The sequence below is a fragment of the Cellulosimicrobium sp. 4261 genome, from assembly GCF_040546915.1.
Classification (GTDB): Bacteria; Actinomycetota; Actinomycetes; order Actinomycetales; family Cellulomonadaceae; genus Cellulosimicrobium; species Cellulosimicrobium cinnabarinum.
The window spans coordinates 22,358-39,338 of sequence record NZ_JBEPOQ010000004.1; the positions used below are offsets into that span (position 1 = coordinate 22,358).

The following is a 16,981-nucleotide window of genomic DNA, read 5'->3' on the forward strand; positions in this document are numbered from 1 at the left end:
CTTTTCCGACCACGGAGGTGACGGTCATGTCCACGCCCGACCGGAGCGACGCGACGCGCTCGGCCAGGGCCACCCTGCACGAGTGGGTCGACGCGATCCCCACGCGGGAGCCGACCGAGGGTGCGGGAGCCCGCGAGCCGCGCACCTGGGTCGCGGCCCTCGCGCTCGAGGGCACGTGGCTGGGCCTGTACCAGGACGCGTACCGGTTCACCGAGACGGAGTGGGACGAGCTGGTCGACGACCTCTCCCGGTACGCCGACGTCCGGCCGCCCGCGCGCGCCGTCGTGTTCCGCGACGTCGAGCTCGACGAGGACCCGTTCCGCGACGACGAGCGCCCGCTCGTGGACGCGGTGCTGCGGGTCGCGCTCGAGGAGGGGGTCGAGAACGTCACCTTCGCCGCGGTCGCGCGGCGGTGCGACCGCAGCGAGTCGACCCTGCGGTCGATGTTCGGGGACGCGGAGACGCTGGTCGACGACGTCGCGATCGAGGTCGTGCAGTCCGGGTTCGACGACCTCTCGCCGCTGCGGCTCGACCCGTCGCGCGCCGCGGTCGCGGCGTCGGTCGCGGCGCTCGACGACTCGCGCAAGGCGGCGGCGCTCCTGCGCCTCTACGCCCTCGGCGGGGTCGCGCGCGACGACGTGCCCGAGGGTCAGCACACCGTCCACGCGGACGTGCTGCGCGCGTGGCGGGAGGAGGGCGCGCCGTCGTCCCTCGTGCTCGCTGCGCTCGCGTGCGACGGCTGGCGGGCGGGCGAGCGGCAGCGCGCGCTGCTCTTCCCGCCGGCCCTGCCGGGTGCGGTCGTGCGCGAGCTGGCGCGCCTCGTCGACGACGCGACGGGCCCGGCCGCGCCGTAGCGGTCCCGTCACGACCCGCGGCTGCGGTCAGCGCCGGAGCTCGCGCTCCTGCACGACGCCGGGGCACGGGACCGCGACGACGTCACCACGCCGCAGGTCCTCGGGGAGCCGCGCGACGCCCCCGGCGCGACCGGGGGCGGGGTGCACGGTGAAGCGGCGCAGGGGTGCCGCCGAGACGCGGCCGACGAGCCGGGCCTCCTCGACCACCGCGCCGCACGCGTCGAGGTCGGCGTCGAGCCACACCTGACGGTGGTGGCCGCCGAGGCGCGGGACGACGTCCTCCACCCCGGCGAGCACGACGCACCGCGGCGACGCCTCCCACAGCCGCCCGACGCGGCCGGGGTCGGCGCTCGCGGGCACGTGGACGGTCGGGGTCGCGCGCAGCCGGGCGCAGGCGGCGAGGCTCGTCCCGTCGACGAGCACGTCGTGCGGGGCGAGGACGGTGCCGCCCGGCCAGGCCGACGAGGGAGCGCCGCGCAGCGCGGCGAGCCGGGCGGAGAACGCGGTGTGCACGAGGGTCATGACTCCGGTCTACCGCGCGCGGCGGGGGCGGGAACCAGGCCTGACGGAACGCACACGGCCCGCGCCCGGATCCTCACGGCCTCCCGACGGGCGGGGCCGTCCGCCCGCGGGGAGGCTGCTCGCCGGCCGGCGTCAGGACGCCGCGGTCGGGGAGCCCGGGTCCGGCTCGAAGCGGTAGCCCATGCCCGCCTCGGTGAGCAGGTAGCGCGGGGCCGCCGGCTCCGGCTCGAGCTTCTTGCGGAGCTGCGCGACGTACAGGCGCAGGTAGCCCGTGTCGCTCACGTGCTGGGAGCCCCAGATCTCGGTGAGCAGCGTCTGCCGCGTGACGAGCTTGCCCGGGTTGCGGACGAGCCGCTCCAGCACCTGCCACTCCGTCGGGGTGAGCCGCACCTGCTCGGTCTGGCGGTCGCGCACGCGCACGACGCTGTGGGCCGACAGGTCGACCGTCACGTCGCCCAGCACGACGACCGGGGCGGAGTCCTCGTGCGCGACACGGCGCGTGAGCGCGCGGATGCGGGCGAGCAGCTCCTCGATGGAGAACGGCTTCGTGACGTAGTCGTCGGCGCCCGCGTCGAGGGCCTCGACCTTGTCGGCGGCGCCCGTGCGCCCGGACACCACGAGGATCGGGGCGTCCGACCAGCCCCGGACGGCGTGGATCACGTCGAGGCCGTCGAGCTCGGGCATGCCGAGGTCGAGCATGAGGACGTCCGGGCGGTGGTCGATCGCGCGCGCGATCGCCTGCGAGCCCGAGGTCGCCGTGATGATCTCGTAGCCCTGCGCGGTGAGGGTGATGCGCAGGGCGCGCAGGATCTGCGGGTCGTCGTCGGCGATGAGGATCTTCATGGCGCGCTGGTCTCCGGGGCGTCGGGGTGGGGCGTCGGGCCCGCGGCGGGCAGGGCCACGACCATGGTGAGCCCTCCGCCGGGGGTGTCCTCCGGGGTGAGCGTGCCGCCCATGCCCTCGACGAACCCCTTCGACAGCGCGAGGCCGAGCCCGAGGCCGGTCGTGTTGTCGGTGTCGCCGAGGCGCTGGAACGGCACGAACACGTCCTCGCGCCGCTCGGGCGGGATGCCCGGGCCGTGGTCGACGACGCGGATCTCGACCGACCCGCCGAACGCGCTCGTCGAGATCCGTACCCGCTCGCCCGGCGGCGAGTGCCGTGTCGCGTTGGCGAGCAGGTTGACGAGCACGCGCTGGAGCAGCACCGGGTCGGCGACGACCGCGGGGACGTCGAGCTCGAGGTCGAGCTCGACCTGGGCCGGCCCCAGGCCGAGCTCGTCCAGGGCCGGCAGCACGACGTCGGCCGGCTCGACCTCGGAGCGCGACACCCCGAGGACGCCCGCCTCCAGCCGGCTCACGTCGAGCAGGTCGGTGATGAGCGTGCCGAGGGCGTCGAGGCTCTCGTCGGCGGTCGCGAGCAGCTCGTCCCGGTCGGCAGGGCTGAGCGCGCCGCGGGTCGAGCGCAGGCCGCTCACGGCGGCGGTCGCGGCGCTCAGCGGGCGGCGCAGGTCGTGGCTCAGCGCCGACAGCAGGGCGCTGCGCACGCGGTCGGACTCGGCGAGCTGGCCCATCTCGCTCGCGACCTCCGCGAGGTCGCTGTGCTCGAGCGCCGCCTCGAGCTGCACCGCGATGACGTTGAGCAGCCGCCGCTCCGAGGCCGCGAGGTCCGGACCGAACAGCTCGAGGTCGGCCCGCTCGTCCACGCGCACCGTCGTGCTGGGCGCGCCCGGCCCCGGGTCGCCGTCGGCCGCGAGCTCCGTCCCGGAGACGACCAGCCGCGCCCCCGCCATGCCGAACGCCTCGCGCGCCCGGCTCACGAGGGCCTGCACGGCGTCCTGCCCACGCAGGACGCTGCCCGCGACGGTGGCGAGCACCTCGGACTCCGCGGCCGCCCGCCGGGCCGCCCGGGTCGTGCGCGCCGCGCGGTCGACGACGACGCTCACGAGCACGGCGATGACGACGTACAGGACGAGGGCCACGAGGTGGAACCGCTCGCCCACGGTGATCGTGTGCAGGGGCTCGACGAAGAAGTAGTCGAGCGTGACGCCCGACAGGACCGCGGCGTAGACCGCGGGCCAGACGCCCCCGACGAGCGCGACGACGACGACGAGGAGCTGGTACGCCAGGACGTCCGTCACGAGCGTGTCCTCGTCGCGCGCCGTGACGAGGAGCCAGGTGAGCAGCGGTCCCCCGACGAGGGCGAGGACGAACCCCGCGACGCGACGCCGCAGGGTGAGCGCGCCGCCCGAGCGGGGCAGGCGCGCCCCTCCCCCGGCGGCGGCGTGGTTGACGATGTGGACGTCGATGTTGCCCGCCTCGCGCGTGACCGTCGCCCCGATGCCGGGGCCGCTGAGGGCCGACGCGAGCCGACCCCGGCGCGAGACCCCGATGACAAGCTGCGTGGCGTTGACACCCTTGGCGAACTCGACGAGCGCGGTGGGGACGTCGTCGCCCACCACCTGGTGGTACGTCCCGCCGAGCTGCTCGACGAGCGCGCGCTGGTGCGCGAGCGCGCCGGGGGCCGCGTCGCGCAGGCCGTCCTGCGTCGTGACGTGCACCGCGAGGAGCTGGCCGCCCGCCGAGCGCGCGGCGATCCGGGCGCCGCGCCGCACGAGCGTCTCCCCCTCCGGGCCGCCCGTGAGCGTCACGACGACGCGCTCGCGCGCCTCCCACGTGCTGTCGATCCCGTGCTCGGTCCGGTAGAGCTGGAGCGCCGCGTCGACCTCGTCGGCGAGCCAGAGCAGCGCGAGCTCGCGCAGCGCGGTGAGGTTCCCGAGGCGGAAGTAGTTCGACAGCGCCGCGTCGACGCGCTCGGCCGGGTAGACGTACCCGCCCGCGAGGCGGTCGCGCAGCGCCTGGGGCGCGAGGTCGACGACCTCGATCTGGTCCGCGCCGCGCAGGACGGCGTCGGGGATCGTCTCGCGCTGCACGGCGCCCGTGATCTTCTCGACCACGTCGTTGAGCGACTCGATGTGCTGGATGTTGACGGTCGAGATGACGTCGATCCCGGCGTCGAGCAGCCGGTCGACGTCCTGCCAGCGCTTCTCGTGGTCGAGACCCGGCGCGTTCGTGTGCGCGAGCTCGTCGACGAGCGCGACGTCGGGGCGCCGCGCGAGGACGGCGCACAGGTCGAGGTCCGTGAGCTCGACGCCCCGGTGGGTCACGCGGACGCGCGGCACCACCTCGAGTCCTTCTGCCATGGCCGCCGTCGCGGCGCGGCCGTGGGTCTCCACGACCGCGACCACGACGTCCCTGCCCTCGTCGCGCAGACGGCGGCCCTCCTCGAGCATGGCGTAGGTCTTCCCGACGCCGGGTGCCGCCCCGAGGAGGACCCGCAGCCGTCCGCGCGCCATGCTCAGCCTCCGATCCGGTCCAGGTCGACGTTGAGCTCGAGCACGTTCACCGTCGGCTCGCCGAGGTACCCCAGCGCACGCCCCCCAGTGTGCCGCGCGACGAGCTCCTCGACCTGCGCGGTGGTCAGGCCGCGCGCCGTCGCGACACGGTCGACCTGGACGGCGGCGTACGCCGGGCTGATGTGCGGGTCGAGGCCGGAGCCCGAGGCCGTGAGCGCGTCCACGGGGACGTCGGCGGGGTCGATGCCCTCGAGCTCGGCGACCTGGGCGCGCCGCTCCGTGATCGCGGCGACGAGGTCCTCGTTCTCGGGGCCGAGGTTCGAGCCCGACGACGCCGCGGCGTCGTACCCGTCGCCCGCGGCCGACGGCCGGGGCTGGAAGTACTCGGGCAGCGGGTCGCCGTCGGCGTCGGCGAACGCCTGCCCGAGCAGGGCCGACCCGACGACCCGGCCCGCGCCGTCGTGCACGAGCGACCCGTCGGCGCGCGCCGGCAGGACGAGCTGCCCGACGCCGGTGACGACGAGCGTGTACCCGACGCCGAGGAAGAGGGTGAGGACGAGCATCGCCCGGGTCGCGACCCAGACGACCCGCCCGGTGCTGCGTGTCGTGGTGTTCATGAGGTCTCTCCTGGTCGTCGGGGTCAGTAGCCGGGGATGAGGCGCACGACCAGGTCGATGAGCCAGATGCCGACGAACGGGGCCACGAGGCCGCCGACGCCGTAGACGAGGAGGTTCCGCCCGAGGATCGTCGAGGCGTCGGCCGGCCGGTACCGCACGCCGCGCAGCGCGAGCGGGATGAGCAGCACGATGACGATCGCGTTGAAGACGATCGCCGACAGCACCGCCGACGACGGCGAGCTGAGGCCCATGACGTTGAGCACCTCGAGGCCGGGGAACACGCCCATGAACATCGCGGGGATGATCGCGAAGTACTTCGCGACGTCGTTGGCGACGGAGAACGTGGTGAGCGCCCCGCGCGTGATGAGGAGCTGCTTGCCGATGCGCACGACGTCGATGAGCTTCGTCGGGTCCGAGTCGAGGTCGACCATGTTGCCGGCCTCCTTCGCGGCCGACGTTCCGGAGTTCATCGCGACCCCCACGTCGGCCTGCGCCAGGGCGGGCGCGTCGTTCGTGCCGTCGCCCGTCATGGCGACGAGGTTGCCGCCCTCCTGCTCGGCGCGGATGAGCGCGAGCTTGTCCTCGGGCGTGGCCTCGGCCAGGAAGTCGTCGACGCCGGCCTCCTGCGCGATGGCGGCGGCGGTGAGCGGGTTGTCGCCCGTGATCATCACCGTGCGGATGCCCATCGACCGCAGCTCGGCGAAGCGGTCCGCGATGCCCTCCTTCACGACGTCCTTGAGGTGGACGACGCCGAGCACGCGGCTCACGCCGTCCGGCGTCCGGACCGCGACCACGAGCGGCGTGCCGCCCGACTGCGCGACCTCCTCCACGACGTCGTCCAGCTCCGCGAGGACGCTCGACGCCGCCCGCTCGCCGCCCTCCTCGACCCACGCCGTCACGGCCGACCCGGCGCCCTTGCGGATCTGGGTGCCGTCCGGCTCGTCGATACCCGACATCCGGGTCTGCGCCGTGAACGGCACGATCTCGCCGGGCGCGGTCGGCCCGACGTCGAGGCCCCCGCGACGCGCGAGCTCGACGATCGACGTCCCCTCCGGGGTCGGGTCCGCGAGCGAGGACAGCGCGGCGGCGCGGACGAGCTCGCGCTCGTCGACGTCGCGCAGCGCGACGAACCGCGCGGCCTGCCGGTTGCCGTAGGTGATGGTGCCCGTCTTGTCGAGCAGCAGGGTCGTGACGTCGCCCGCCGCCTCGACCGCGCGGCCGGACATCGCGAGCACGTTGCGCTGCACGAGGCGGTCCATCCCCGCGATGCCGATCGCCGAGAGCAGCGCGCCGATCGTCGTCGGGATGAGGCAGACGAGGAGCGCGACGAGGACGGCGACGCTCACGGGGCTCGCCGCGTACGACGCGACGGGGTTGAGCGTGAGGGCGACCACGACGAACACGATCGACAGCGACGCGAGGAGGATGCTCAGCGCGATCTCGTTCGGTGTGCGCTGCCGGCTCGCGCCCTCGACGAGCGCGATCATCCGGTCGACGAACGTCTCGCCCGGCATCGAGGTGACGCGCACGACGATGCGGTCCGACAGGACGCGCGTGCCGCCGGTCACGGCGGACCGGTCGCCGCCCGACTCGCGGATGACCGGCGCGGACTCGCCCGTGATCGCCGACTCGTCGACGGACGCGATGCCCCACACGATCTCGCCGTCGCCGGGGACCAGCTCCCCCGCCTCGACGACGACGACGTCCCCCAGCCGCAGGTCGGCCGAGGACACCTCGACCGCGCGGGCGCGCAGGGCCCCGGGGTCGGCCGTCTCGTCGTACGCGGTCACCCGGTGCGCGACGGTCGCGGTGCGGGTCCGGCGCAGCGAGTCGGCCTGGGCCTTGCCGCGGCCCTCGGCGACCGACTCCGCGAGGTTGGCGAAGAGGACCGTGAGCCAGAGGAACACGGCGATGACCGCCGTGAAGGACCCGGGGACGGGCGTGCCGCCCGACTCCTCCGGGCCGCCGAGGAACGGCTCGACGACCGCGATCACGGTGGTGAGCGCGGCCCCGACCCAGACGAGGAACATCACGGGGTTGCGCCACATCTGGCGCGGGTCGAGCTTGCGGAACGCGCCGGGCATCGCCTGGCGCACCTGCGACCAGGTGAACAGGCCGCCGGTGGTCGCGGCCGGCTGGTGCACGGCGCGCGGGGACGGGTGGGTGAGCGTGGACATGGGTTACAGCAGCCCTTCAGCCAGGGGACCCAGCGCGAGAACGGGGAAGTACGTGAGCGCGGTGAGGAGGACCACCACGCCGATCAGGAGCCCCACGAACTGGGGGCGGTGGGTCGGCAGCGTGCCGACGGTCGCAGGCACCTTGTCCTGCTGCGCGAGCGAGCCCGCGAGCGCGAGGACGAGGGCGATCGGCACGAACCGGCCGAGCAGGATCGCGACCCCGAGCGCGGTGTTCAGCCACGGCGTGTTCGCGGTGAGACCCGCGAACGCCGACCCGTTGTTGTTGGCCGCCGACGTGAACGCGTACAGCACCTCGGTCGTGCCGTGCACGCCGGGGTTCCAGATCGACACCGTCTCGACGCTCTCGCGCACGGGCGGGATCGCGAAGCTCAGGGCCGTGCCGACGAGCACCAGGGTCGGCGTGACGAGGATGTAGAGGCTCGCGAGCTTGATCTCGCGCGGCCCGATCTTCTTGCCCAGGTACTCCGGCGTGCGCCCGACGAGCAGGCCCGCGATGAAGACCGCGATGACGGCGAGCACGAGCATCCCGTACAGCCCGGAGCCGACGCCGCCCGGCGCGACCTCGCCGAGCATCATGTTGAGCAGCGGGAGCATCCCGCCGAGCGCCGTGTAGGAGTCGTGCATCGAGTTGACCGCGCCGGTCGACGTCGTGGTGCTCGTCGTGGCGAAGAGGGTCGAGCCGATGATCCCGAACCGCGCCTCCTTGCCCTCCATCGCACCCCCGGCGAGCTGCGGCGCCGTGCCGTTACCGGCGGACTCCAGCGCGGTCAGCGCGACGAACGAGGCCACGAAGAGCACGCCCATCGTCGCGAGGATCGCGTAGCCCTGCCGGTCGTCGCCGACCATGCGGCCGAACGTGCGCGGCAGGGAGAACGGGATGACGAGCATGAGCAGGACCTCGACGACGTTCGTCCACGCCGACGGGTTCTCGAACGGGTGCGCCGAGTTCACGTTGAAGAACCCGCCGCCGTTCGTGCCGAGCAGCTTGATGACCTCCTGCGAGGCCACCGGCCCGCCCGGCACGCTCTGGGTGCCGCCCGCGAGGGTCGTCACCTGCGTGAAGCCGTCGAAGTTCTGCACGACACCGCCGACGAGCAGCACGACCGCGCCCACGAGGGAGATCGGGAGCAGGATGCGCAGGCACCCGCGCACGAGGTCCACCCAGAAGTTCCCGATCGTCCCGACCCGGCGGTACGCGAAGCCCCGCACGAGCGCGACGGCGACCGCCATGCCGACCGCCGCGGACACGAAGTTCTGCACCGCGAGCCCGGCGAGCTGCACGGTGTACCCGAGCGTCTGCTCCGGCGAGTACGACTGCCAGTTCGTGTTGCCCACGAACGACGCGGCCGTGTTGAACGCGAGGTGCTCCGACGGCGCGGGCAGCCCGAGCGAGTACGGCAGCCACTGCTGCGTGCGCTGGAGCAGGTAGAGGAGCAGGAGGCCCACGGCCGAGAACGCGAGGATGCTGCGCAGGTAGGCGGGCCACGTCTGCTCGGAGCGGGGGTCGACGCCCAGGACGCGGTACAGGCCACGCTCCACCCGCCAGTCCTTCGGCGTGGAGTAGACCCGCGCCATGTGGTCGCCCAGCGGGCGGTAGAGCGCCGCGAGGACCAGGGCGACGGTCCCGAGCGCGAGGAGCGCGAAGATCCAGGTCATCAGAAACGCTCCGGTCTCACGAGCGCCACCACGAGATACACGATCGCCGCCGCACCGAGAGCCGCGGCGAGGAGCTCGAGCACGATCACAGCTTCTCCACCGCCTTCCCGATTCCGGCGACCAGCACGAACACGGCGATCACGCCGAGCACGTAGACGATGTCGAGCACGAGACGTCCCCAGGTCGAGACCGACGGCCCCCTGTCGGGCGGCCGGGCGCCCACCGGACGGGGCGCCGACGACGATCGAACACCCGCCCCGAGGCGCCGGAGGCCGTCCTCACGGGACCCATACGGCGCGGGGCGCGACGCTAACGATCTCCTCACGGCCCCCGCCCGGTCCGGGCGGTCGCGGACGAGCCCGTCGGTTCCCGTGGGGAGTTCGTGACGACTGCGTGACCGGCACCCCGCCATCGGGGGCGGCGGCCGCCGTCGGGCACCTAGGATGTCCCGCATGATCTTCAAGGCCGTCGGCGACGGGCGCCCCTACCCGGACCACGGCCGGGTCACCGCCCGCGACTGGGCGGAGGTGCCCCCGCGTCAGGTGCGCCTCGACGAGCTCGTCACCACCAAGCGCACGCTCGACCTCGACGCACTCCTCGCCGAGGACTCCACGTTCTTCGGCGACCTCTTCGCGCACGTGGTCGAGTTCGACGGCGTCCTCTACCTCGAGGACGGCCTGCACCGCGCCGTCCGCGCCGCCCTGCAGCAGCGGGCGATCCTGCACGCGCGCGTGCTGACGCTGCGATGAGCGGCCGGTCCGGTAGGTTGCTGGCGTGACACTCCGCCCCGACACCGCGCGCGCCGTCCGCCGCCGGCGCATGCACGAGCGCCAGGCCGTCGTGTTCGGGCTGCTCATCGCGGCGCTCGCCGTCGTCGGGATCGGCGCCCTCGCCGTGTACACCGGGGCGATCGAGGCGCCGTTCGACCGGGAGCTGTCCTCGCCCGAGGCCGTCGACGACCTCGCGGACGTCAAGGTCCCCTGCCTCGCGGACGGCACGCTGCCCGTCGCCACGGGCGACATCCAGGTCAACGTCTACAACGCGTCCGGCAAGGACGACCCGCTGGGCCGGCTCAACCAGGACATCCTCACGTCGCGCGGGTTCGCGGTGCTCTCGACGGGCAACGCCCCGGACCTCGACGGCGACGGGAAGTCCGACGTCGTGTCGCGCACGCAGATCCACTTCGGTGCCGCGGGCGTCGCGCAGGCGTACACCCTCGCCGCGCACTACGAGAACCCGGGCCTCGTGCTCGACGCGCGCGAGGACGCGACCGTCGACCTCTACGTGGGCGCCGACTTCGAGAACATCGTGGATCCGGAGCTCGTCGGCCTGTCCGGCGACGTCCCGCTCGAGAGCCGCGCGGGGTGCGTGCCGATCGAGGAGATCACGCCCCGCCCGCTGCCCGTGCCCCCCGCCGAGGGCTAGCACGTCCCGGCCCGGCGCCCGCCGGGCCTCCTGACCGCCGAACGGTACCCATGAGCACCCTGCCCCTCCGGCCCGCCCGGACCACCGACCCCGCCGAGGTCGACCGCCTGTACGAGATCTGCCTGCGGACCGGTGCGTCCGGCGCCGACGCGAGCGGGCTCTACACCGACCCGCGCCTGCTCGGCGAGGTCTACCTCGGCGCGTACCTCGCGCTCGAGCCGGGCCTGGCGTCCGTCGTCGAGGCCGACGGCGTCGTGGCCGGCTACGTGCTCGGCGCCCGCGACACCGCCGCGTTCGAGGACCGGTGCGAGCGGGAGTGGTGGCCGCCGCTGCGGGCGCGCTACCCCCTCGGGAGCTTCCCCGCGGGGTCGCGCGACGAGGCGCTCGTCGAGCAGATCCACCGCCCGCACCGCACCGACCCGTCCGTGCTCGGCGACTACCCGTCGCACCTGCACGTCGACCTGCTGCCGTCGGCCCAGGGCGGCGGGAACGGCCGCCGCCTCATGGAGGTGCTCTTCGACGCCCTGCGCGCCGCCGGGTCGCCCGGGGTGCACCTCGGCGTGGCGGAGGACAACGCGTCCGCGATCGGCTTCTACGAGCACCTCGGCTTCACCCGGCTGGACGTCGCCGAGGGCCTCGTCCTCGGCCTGCGCCTCTAGCCGACGGCCCGGCGGGCTGGTGCTCGCCGGGCCGTCGTCTCCGTGGAGCCTCCGTGGAGGCCGCTCACGCGCGTCGCGTCAGCGGGCGTCCTCGACCGCCTCGTGGACGGCGGGCTCGTCGCCCCCGGGGGCCGACGCCGGGCTGGCGGGCTCCTGGGTCGTGCCGCGCCACCGCGAGAGGTTCCGCATCACGTGGTAGATCACGAGCGCCGCAGCGGTGCCGAGCGCGATCCCCTCGAAGGTCAGGTCGCCCACGGCCCACGTGAAGTTGGCGATGCCGACGACGAGCGGCACGGCCGCCGTCGTGAGGTTGACCGGGTCGGAGAAGTCGACCTTGTTCTGCACCCAGATGCGTGCGCCCAGGATGCCGATCATGCCGTAGAGCATCGTCGCGGCGCCGCCCAGGACGCCGACCGGGATCGTCGCGATGAGGGCGCCGAACTTCGGCGACAGGGAGAGCACCAGCGCGGTCGCCGCCGCGACCCAGTACGCCGCGGTCGAGTAGACGCGCGTCGCGGCCATGACGCCGATGTTCTCGGCGTAGGTCGTCGTGCCCGACCCGCCGCCGATCCCCGCGAACGTCGTCGCGAGGCCGTCCGCGAAGAGCGCGCGGCCGGTGAGGTCGTCCAGGTTCTTGCCCGTCATCGCGGCGACCGACTTCACGTGCCCGACGTTCTCCGCGATGAGCACCAGCACGACCGGGACGAACAGGCCGAGCACGGCCACGTCGAACGTCGGCGTGACGAACTCCGGGAGCCCGAACCAGGCAGCCTTCCGCACCGCGTCGAACGACACCTCGCCCTGGATCACGGCCACGACGTAGCCGACGACCACGCCGACGAGGATCGACAGCCGCCCGAGGATCCCCTTGAACAGGACGCTCACAAGGATGATCGCGGCGAGCGTGACGACGGCCGTGACCGGCGCCTGCTGGAAGTTGCCCCACGCGGCCGGGGCGAGGTTGAGCCCGATGAGCGCGACGATCGTGCCCGTGACGATCGGCGGCATGACGACGTCGATCCACCGCGCGCCCGCGACGTGGACCAGAAGGCCGACGGCCGCGAGCACGAGGCCCGTGACGAGGATCCCACCGACCGCGACCGACTGGCCCTGGGACGCGGTCGCCGCGCCGATCGGCGCGATGAACGCGAAGCTCGACCCGAGGTAGCTCGGGAGGCGGTTCCGCGTGATGAGCAGGAACCCGACCGTGCCGATCGCCGAGAAGAAGAGCGTCGTCGCGGGCGAGAAGCCCGTGAGGAGCGGCACGAGGAACGTCGCGCCGAACATGGCGACGACGTGCTGCATCCCGATCCCGATGGTCCGCGGCCAGGTCAGACGCTCGTCCGGGTCGACGACGTCCCCCGGTCGGACCGTCTTCCCGTTGCCGTGCAACCGCCACCCGATGGCGCTCATGTCTCTCCCGTCCGTGAAGCCCGTGTGAAAAAACCCCCGGTGCAGGGTAGTGGCCCGACGTCACGGCGGTGTTTCCCGGGCGCCCCCGCGGACGCGGACGTCACGGCAGCTGCGGCACGACCTCGCTCGCGATGAGCTCCAGGTGGTCGAGGTCGTGCAGGTCGAGCACCTGGAGGTAGAAGCGCGTCGCGCCCTGCTCCGCGGCGGCCGCGATCTTGTCCGCGACCTCGCCGACCGTGCCGGCCAGGCCGTTGCGGCGCACCTCGTCGGGCTCGCGCCCGATCGCGTCGGCCCGACGGCGGAACTCCGCCTCGTCCTTGCCCACCGCGACGACGAACGCCGCCGAGTACACGAGCGAGTCGGGGTCGCGGTCGGCGTCGAGGCACGCGGCGCGCACGTTCTCGAACCGGTCGGGCAGGACGCCCGGGTCGGGGAACGCGGCGTTGAACTCGCTGGCGTACCGGGCCGCGAGCGCCGGGGTGCGTCGAGGCCCGTGGCCGCCGACGATCACCGGGACGCGCTCCTGCGCGGGCTTCGGCAGGGCCGGGGAGTCCGTGAGCGTGTAGTGCTCGCCGCTGAACGAGAACGTCTCGCCGACCGGCGTCTCCCACAGCCCGGTGATCACCGCGAGCTGCTCCTCGAGGATCCCGAACCGCTTCTCCGGGAACGGGATGCCGTACGCCTCGTGCTCGCGGGCGTACCAGCCCGCGCCGAGGCCGAGCTCGACGCGGCCGCCCGACATCTGGTCGACCTGCGCGACCTGGATCGCCAGCACGCCGGGGTGGCGGAACGTCGCCGACGACACGAGGGTGCCGAGCCGGATGCGGCTCGTCTCGCGGGCGAGGCCGGCGAGCGTCGTCCACGCGTCGGTCGGGCCGGGCAGCCCGTCGCCGTCGCCCATGACGAGATAGTGGTCGGAGCGGAAGAAGGCGTCGAAACCGAGGTCCTCGGTGGCCTTCGCGACAGCGAGGAGGTCGTCGTACGACGCGCCCTGCTGGGGCTCGGTGAAGATGCGCAGGTCGATCTGGGTCATGCCGTCACCCTGCCACACCGCGCGCCCGCCCCCGCCCGCACGACGCCCGCTCCGCGAGGTAGGACGTGCGGTCACGAACGAGGACGCGCGGAGCTCTACCTCGCGTCCGGACGTCCTACCTCGCGGACCACGACGGACGCGGTGCGGTCAGTCGGTCAGAGGGACGAGGTCGAGCTCCTGGAACTCCGCGACCTCGGGGACCCATCGCTCGGCGACGAAGCGGCGGTGGTCCGGGTGGGCGTCGTACGCGGCGTACGCGGCGTCGTCGTCGAACACCATCGAGAACTGGAACGTCAGCGGGCTCTTCGGGCTCACCTGGCGCGAGACGGTGAAGTCGCGGACACCGGGGACCCCGGTGAGCGTCGCGCGGGCGGTGCCGAGGAACTCGGCCTCCTCCGCGCTGTCGGCGGGGTGGACGAGGCGGAAGGCGACGGTGTGCTGGATCACCTCGCCACGGTAGACGGGGCACGTGACCGGCGCCCGCTAGTCTCGCCGCGTGCGCATCCTCTGGCGTGACGTCGCGAGGTTCTTCGACGAGAGCGTCGAGGGGCGCCTGCCGGACGGGTACGTGCGCGGCAGCCGGGCACCCGACGGGGCGCGGCTCGTCGAGCGGTACCAGGTGCTCGGCTGGCCGGTCGAGCGGGACGGTCGGCCGTGGGGCGGCGGGGCACCCCGTCGCGCCGCGGACCACGAGCTCCCGGCGGTCCTCGTCCGGCCCGACCCCGGCGTGTCCGTCAACCTGTTCCTGTGGCCCGACGACGAGATCACCTTCGACGTCGATGCCCGAGAGATCCACGACCAGCGCACCCTCGACGCGGTCTGCCGCTTCCTCGCGCAGACGGGCCGGGCGCTCGCCACGGACGTCGATCTGTGCCCGGAGGGGACGACCACGCCGTTCGTGCGATACACCCGGCAGGCGGACAGCGTGGGCCGCTGTCCCTAGGCTGGCGACCATGCGCGTGAGCACCGTGATCCTGCCGATCTACCCGTGGCGTGAGGGCCGGGACGTGTGGCGGTCCGCCGACGACCTTGGGTTCCACGCCGCCTACACGTACGACCACCTGTCGTGGCGGTCGTTCCGCGACGGCCCGTGGTTCGGCGCGGTCCCGACGCTCGCCGCCGCGGCGGGCGTCACCGAGCGGGTGCGGCTGGGCACGCTCGTGTCGTCGCCGAACTTCCGGGAGCCGGTGACGTTCGCGAAGGACGTCATGACGCTCGACGACCTGTCGGGCGGACGCGTGACCGTCGGCCTCGGCGCGGGGACGACGGGCTTCGACGCGACGGTGCTCGGCGGCGAGCCGTGGTCGGCCCGGGAGCGCGCCGACCGGCTGCGGGACTTCACGATCCTGCTGGACCGCCTGCTCACCGAGCCCGCCGTCACCCACGAGGAGGGGCACTACCGGGCGCACGAGGCGCGGACCATCCCGGGTCCCGTCCAGTCGCCCCGGGTGCCCTTCGCGATCGCCGCGACCGGCCCGCGCGGGCTGCGGCTGGCCGCGCGCTACGGGCAGGCGTGGGTGACGACGGGCGACGGCCGCCTCGGGGACGACGCGACCCCGGCGCAGTCGCGCGCCGCCGTCCGCGACCAGGTGGAGCGTCTCGACGCCGCGTGCCGCGACGCCGGTCGCGACCCGGGGTCGGTAGAACGCATCCTGCTCACGGGTTTCACGCCCGACCCGGCGCTGGATTCGGTCGACGCTTTCGTCGAGACGGCGCACGGCTACGCGGAGGCCGGCATCACGGAGATCGTCGTCCACCGACCCATCCCGGGCACCCAGTTCGCGGCCGACGAGCGCGTGTTCGAGCAGATCGCGACGGACGGCGCCGCGCAGGTCGCCGGGCTGTAGGGCGCGAGGCCGTCGCGCCTCGGCGCTGACGGGCTAGAACAGGACGTCGAGCACGAACCGGACCGGGGCGGTCACCGTCTCCCACAGGACACGCCCGGCCGACCTCTGCTCGAGGCGCGCCAGGCGTGCGGAGAAGACGGCGGCGGCGATCCCCCCGAGGACCGCGGCACCCAGGCAGACACCCACGAGCCACGGCGGCAGGTCGACCAGGTAGCCGACGAGCGACAGCACGGCGGCGACCCCGCCCAGCACGAGGCTGATCACGAGACCCCATGCCCCGGCGGGGTCGAGCTCGGGGCCGCTGGGCGCCTCAGGGGTGTCCTCCACGCGCACAGTGTGCCGCACCTCTCCCCCGTTCTCTCGGTCACATGGAACCTCTCGGGGCGTCGCTGCGTGTCAGAGACAGAGGGCCCGCGACACATGTCGTGCGAGGGCTCACCGGACCGGGACGCGAGGAGGCGACGTGCGCAAAGCACCGGCGGGGTGGTACGCGGACGCACCGGGCTCGGGGAGCGAGCGCTGGTACGACGGCGCGTCGTGGACCGACCGGACGCGCGACCGCCGGGCGCGGGACGACGTCGGACCGTGGCGGCGGGTCCTCGTGCTGGGGTCGGTCGTCGTGCTCGTCGTCGCCGCGCCGCTCCTGCTCGCCGTGCTCGGCTGAGGCCCCGCGCGCCGGGCGAGCCGTGCGCCACGAGACCCGTCAGCCGAGCGGCCCCCGCACCCGGTAGGTCATGTGGGTGACCTGGGACGCCGCGCGGACGGCGACGGTCTCCAGCGCGAGGGGCGGGACGCCGTCGAGCACGCGGTCGCCGTGGCCGAGGACCTGGGGCACGACGTGCAGCCGGAGCTCGTCGAGCAGCCCCGCCGTGATCACCTGGTTGATGGTCGCAGCCCCGCCTGCGATGGCGACGTCCCGGTCCCCCGCCGCCGCCCGCGCCTGCGCGACGGCGGACCCGATGCCGTCGGTGACGAAGAAGAACGTCGTCCCGCCCTCCATGACCAGCGGCTCGCGCGGGTGGTGCGTGAGCACGAACACCGGCGCGTGGTAGGGCGGCTCCGGGCCCCACCAGCCCCGCCAGCCCGGGTCCCACTCCCCTCGCCCGGGCGTGAACATGTTCCTGCCCATGACGAACGCTCCCGCGTCGACGATCGCGGCGATCTCGGCCGCGTTCTCGTCGGCCGTCTCGAACATCCACCGGTGCAGGTCCACGCCCGCGCCGAACGGGTGCTCCTGCGTCTGGTCGGGGCGCGAGGAGTACCCGTCCACCGACACCGCCACGTCGCACGTCACGTTCCCCATGCCACCCTCGCCCTCCGCGGTGCGCGACCGCCGTCGTCCGTCCTGCCGACACGTCCGACCGTCCCCGGCCGCGGAACTCATCGCCCACGCCGAGCCCGCGG

At 74.0% G+C, this 16,981-nt stretch carries 20 protein-coding genes; 7 read left to right on the plus strand and 13 right to left on the minus strand.

Translation table 11 applies throughout. The features are described 5' to 3' along the window. Positions 1-26 precede the first annotated feature (26 nt). Positions 27-854, plus strand: a complete 828-nt coding sequence (locus ABIE39_RS06415; protein ID WP_209828653.1) for a hypothetical protein — start codon at positions 27-29, stop codon at positions 852-854. Positions 855-881: 27 nt separating this feature from the next. Here the strand turns inward: ABIE39_RS06415 and ABIE39_RS06420 are convergent, their stop codons facing one another. From ABIE39_RS06420 to ABIE39_RS06455, 8 genes are all read right to left on the minus strand, one after another. Then, positions 882-1,376 carry a hypothetical protein gene (locus ABIE39_RS06420; RefSeq protein ID WP_086149779.1) on the minus strand — a complete coding sequence of 165 codons (495 nt, stop codon included), beginning with the start codon at positions 1,374-1,376 and terminating at the stop codon, positions 882-884. 132 nt (positions 1,377-1,508) lie between these two features. Beyond that, positions 1,509-2,219 (minus strand): response regulator, encoded by a 711-nt coding sequence (locus ABIE39_RS06425; RefSeq protein ID WP_086149780.1) that lies wholly within the window; start codon positions 2,217-2,219, stop codon positions 1,509-1,511. Beyond that, the gene (locus tag ABIE39_RS06430; RefSeq protein WP_354050929.1) at positions 2,216-4,729 is read right to left on the minus strand and encodes a sensor histidine kinase; all 2,514 of its coding nucleotides are present in this window, start codon (positions 4,727-4,729) and stop codon (positions 2,216-2,218) included. The genes ABIE39_RS06425 and ABIE39_RS06430 overlap by 4 nt, the downstream gene beginning before the upstream one ends. Before the next feature lie 2 nt (positions 4,730-4,731). Then, positions 4,732-5,346, minus strand: a complete 615-nt coding sequence (gene kdpC, locus ABIE39_RS06435; protein ID WP_354050931.1) for a potassium-transporting ATPase subunit KdpC — start codon at positions 5,344-5,346, stop codon at positions 4,732-4,734. A gap of 23 nt (positions 5,347-5,369) precedes the next feature. Next, the gene (kdpB, locus tag ABIE39_RS06440; RefSeq protein WP_354050933.1) at positions 5,370-7,523 is read right to left on the minus strand and encodes a potassium-transporting ATPase subunit KdpB; all 2,154 of its coding nucleotides are present in this window, start codon (positions 7,521-7,523) and stop codon (positions 5,370-5,372) included. Positions 7,524-7,526: 3 nt separating this feature from the next. After that, positions 7,527-9,200, minus strand: coding sequence for a potassium-transporting ATPase subunit KdpA (gene kdpA, locus ABIE39_RS06445; protein WP_354050935.1), 1,674 nt, complete (start codon positions 9,198-9,200; stop codon positions 7,527-7,529). Continuing rightward, positions 9,200-9,289 carry a potassium-transporting ATPase subunit F gene (locus tag ABIE39_RS06450; protein ID WP_061268977.1) on the minus strand — a complete coding sequence of 30 codons (90 nt, stop codon included), beginning with the start codon at positions 9,287-9,289 and terminating at the stop codon, positions 9,200-9,202. Before ABIE39_RS06450 ends, kdpA begins: the two co-directional genes overlap by 1 nt. Next, entirely contained in the window at positions 9,286-9,423 is a 138-nt protein-coding gene (locus ABIE39_RS06455; protein WP_163188684.1) for a hypothetical protein, read from the minus strand. The genes ABIE39_RS06450 and ABIE39_RS06455 overlap by 4 nt, the downstream gene beginning before the upstream one ends. Before the next feature lie 229 nt (positions 9,424-9,652). On the opposite strand from ABIE39_RS06455, the gene ABIE39_RS06460 reads away from it, so the two are divergent. Genes ABIE39_RS06460 through ABIE39_RS06470 form a run of 3 tightly spaced genes read left to right on the plus strand, consistent with a single transcriptional unit; the run spans position 9,653 to position 11,284 of the window. Then, positions 9,653-9,949, plus strand: a complete 297-nt coding sequence (locus ABIE39_RS06460; RefSeq protein WP_021480409.1) for a type II toxin-antitoxin system VapB family antitoxin — start codon at positions 9,653-9,655, stop codon at positions 9,947-9,949. Between the two features lie 25 nt (positions 9,950-9,974). Next, positions 9,975-10,625: a LytR C-terminal domain-containing protein gene (locus tag ABIE39_RS06465; RefSeq protein WP_043652283.1), complete on the plus strand. Its 651-nt coding sequence runs from the start codon at positions 9,975-9,977 to the stop codon at positions 10,623-10,625. A 50-nt stretch (positions 10,626-10,675) separates the two neighbouring features. Further along, complete coding sequence (locus ABIE39_RS06470; RefSeq protein ID WP_175009262.1) at positions 10,676-11,284, plus strand: GNAT family N-acetyltransferase; 609 nt, start codon at positions 10,676-10,678, stop codon at positions 11,282-11,284. A 78-nt stretch (positions 11,285-11,362) separates the two neighbouring features. On the opposite strand, the gene ABIE39_RS06475 is transcribed toward ABIE39_RS06470, so the two are convergent. The 3 genes from ABIE39_RS06475 to ABIE39_RS06485 form a co-directional block, all read right to left on the minus strand. Beyond that, positions 11,363-12,697 (minus strand): uracil-xanthine permease family protein, encoded by a 1,335-nt coding sequence (locus tag ABIE39_RS06475; RefSeq protein ID WP_209828665.1) that lies wholly within the window; start codon positions 12,695-12,697, stop codon positions 11,363-11,365. Between the two features lie 100 nt (positions 12,698-12,797). Then, complete coding sequence (locus ABIE39_RS06480) at positions 12,798-13,721, minus strand: LLM class F420-dependent oxidoreductase (RefSeq protein ID WP_163188720.1); 924 nt, start codon at positions 13,719-13,721, stop codon at positions 12,798-12,800. 156 nt (positions 13,722-13,877) lie between these two features. Next, positions 13,878-14,177, minus strand: a complete 300-nt coding sequence (locus ABIE39_RS06485; RefSeq protein ID WP_354050938.1) for a Dabb family protein — start codon at positions 14,175-14,177, stop codon at positions 13,878-13,880. 49 nt (positions 14,178-14,226) lie between these two features. On the opposite strand from ABIE39_RS06485, the gene ABIE39_RS06490 reads away from it, so the two are divergent. Both ABIE39_RS06490 and ABIE39_RS06495 read left to right on the plus strand, forming a co-directional pair. Further along, positions 14,227-14,673 carry a hypothetical protein gene (locus ABIE39_RS06490; RefSeq protein WP_209828669.1) on the plus strand — a complete coding sequence of 149 codons (447 nt, stop codon included), beginning with the start codon at positions 14,227-14,229 and terminating at the stop codon, positions 14,671-14,673. 10 nt (positions 14,674-14,683) lie between these two features. After that, positions 14,684-15,577 carry an LLM class flavin-dependent oxidoreductase gene (locus ABIE39_RS06495; protein WP_354050940.1) on the plus strand — a complete coding sequence of 298 codons (894 nt, stop codon included), beginning with the start codon at positions 14,684-14,686 and terminating at the stop codon, positions 15,575-15,577. A 33-nt stretch (positions 15,578-15,610) separates the two neighbouring features. On the opposite strand, the gene ABIE39_RS06500 is transcribed toward ABIE39_RS06495, so the two are convergent. Then, positions 15,611-15,904 (minus strand): hypothetical protein, encoded by a 294-nt coding sequence (locus tag ABIE39_RS06500; RefSeq protein WP_354050942.1) that lies wholly within the window; start codon positions 15,902-15,904, stop codon positions 15,611-15,613. A gap of 136 nt (positions 15,905-16,040) precedes the next feature. Between ABIE39_RS06500 and ABIE39_RS06505 the strand changes: the two genes are divergently transcribed. Then, positions 16,041-16,241, plus strand: a complete 201-nt coding sequence (locus ABIE39_RS06505; RefSeq protein WP_354050944.1) for a DUF2510 domain-containing protein — start codon at positions 16,041-16,043, stop codon at positions 16,239-16,241. Positions 16,242-16,280: 39 nt separating this feature from the next. On the opposite strand, the gene ABIE39_RS06510 is transcribed toward ABIE39_RS06505, so the two are convergent. Next, on the minus strand, positions 16,281-16,880 hold the full coding sequence (locus tag ABIE39_RS06510) for a dihydrofolate reductase family protein (protein ID WP_354050946.1): 600 nt from the start codon (positions 16,878-16,880) through the stop codon (positions 16,281-16,283). Positions 16,881-16,981 lie beyond the last annotated feature (101 nt).

Coding starts and splice junctions, on each gene's coding strand:
- ABIE39_RS06415 (WP_209828653.1), top strand. CDS start 27: ATGTCCACGCCCGACCGGAGCGACGCGACGCGCTCGGCCAGGGCCACC.
- kdpA (WP_354050935.1), bottom strand. CDS start 9,200: ATGACCTGGATCTTCGCGCTCCTCGCGCTCGGGACCGTCGCCCTGGTC.
- ABIE39_RS06470 (WP_175009262.1), top strand. CDS start 10,676: ATGAGCACCCTGCCCCTCCGGCCCGCCCGGACCACCGACCCCGCCGAG.
- kdpC (WP_354050931.1), bottom strand. CDS start 5,346: ATGAACACCACGACACGCAGCACCGGGCGGGTCGTCTGGGTCGCGACC.
- ABIE39_RS06510 (WP_354050946.1), bottom strand. CDS start 16,880: ATGGGGAACGTGACGTGCGACGTGGCGGTGTCGGTGGACGGGTACTCC.
- ABIE39_RS06460 (WP_021480409.1), top strand. CDS start 9,653: ATGATCTTCAAGGCCGTCGGCGACGGGCGCCCCTACCCGGACCACGGC.
- ABIE39_RS06475 (WP_209828665.1), bottom strand. CDS start 12,697: ATGAGCGCCATCGGGTGGCGGTTGCACGGCAACGGGAAGACGGTCCGA.
- ABIE39_RS06430 (WP_354050929.1), bottom strand. CDS start 4,729: ATGGCGCGCGGACGGCTGCGGGTCCTCCTCGGGGCGGCACCCGGCGTC.
- ABIE39_RS06495 (WP_354050940.1), top strand. CDS start 14,684: ATGCGCGTGAGCACCGTGATCCTGCCGATCTACCCGTGGCGTGAGGGC.
- ABIE39_RS06425 (WP_086149780.1), bottom strand. CDS start 2,219: ATGAAGATCCTCATCGCCGACGACGACCCGCAGATCCTGCGCGCCCTG.
- ABIE39_RS06420 (WP_086149779.1), bottom strand. CDS start 1,376: ATGACCCTCGTGCACACCGCGTTCTCCGCCCGGCTCGCCGCGCTGCGC.
- kdpB (WP_354050933.1), bottom strand. CDS start 7,523: ATGTCCACGCTCACCCACCCGTCCCCGCGCGCCGTGCACCAGCCGGCC.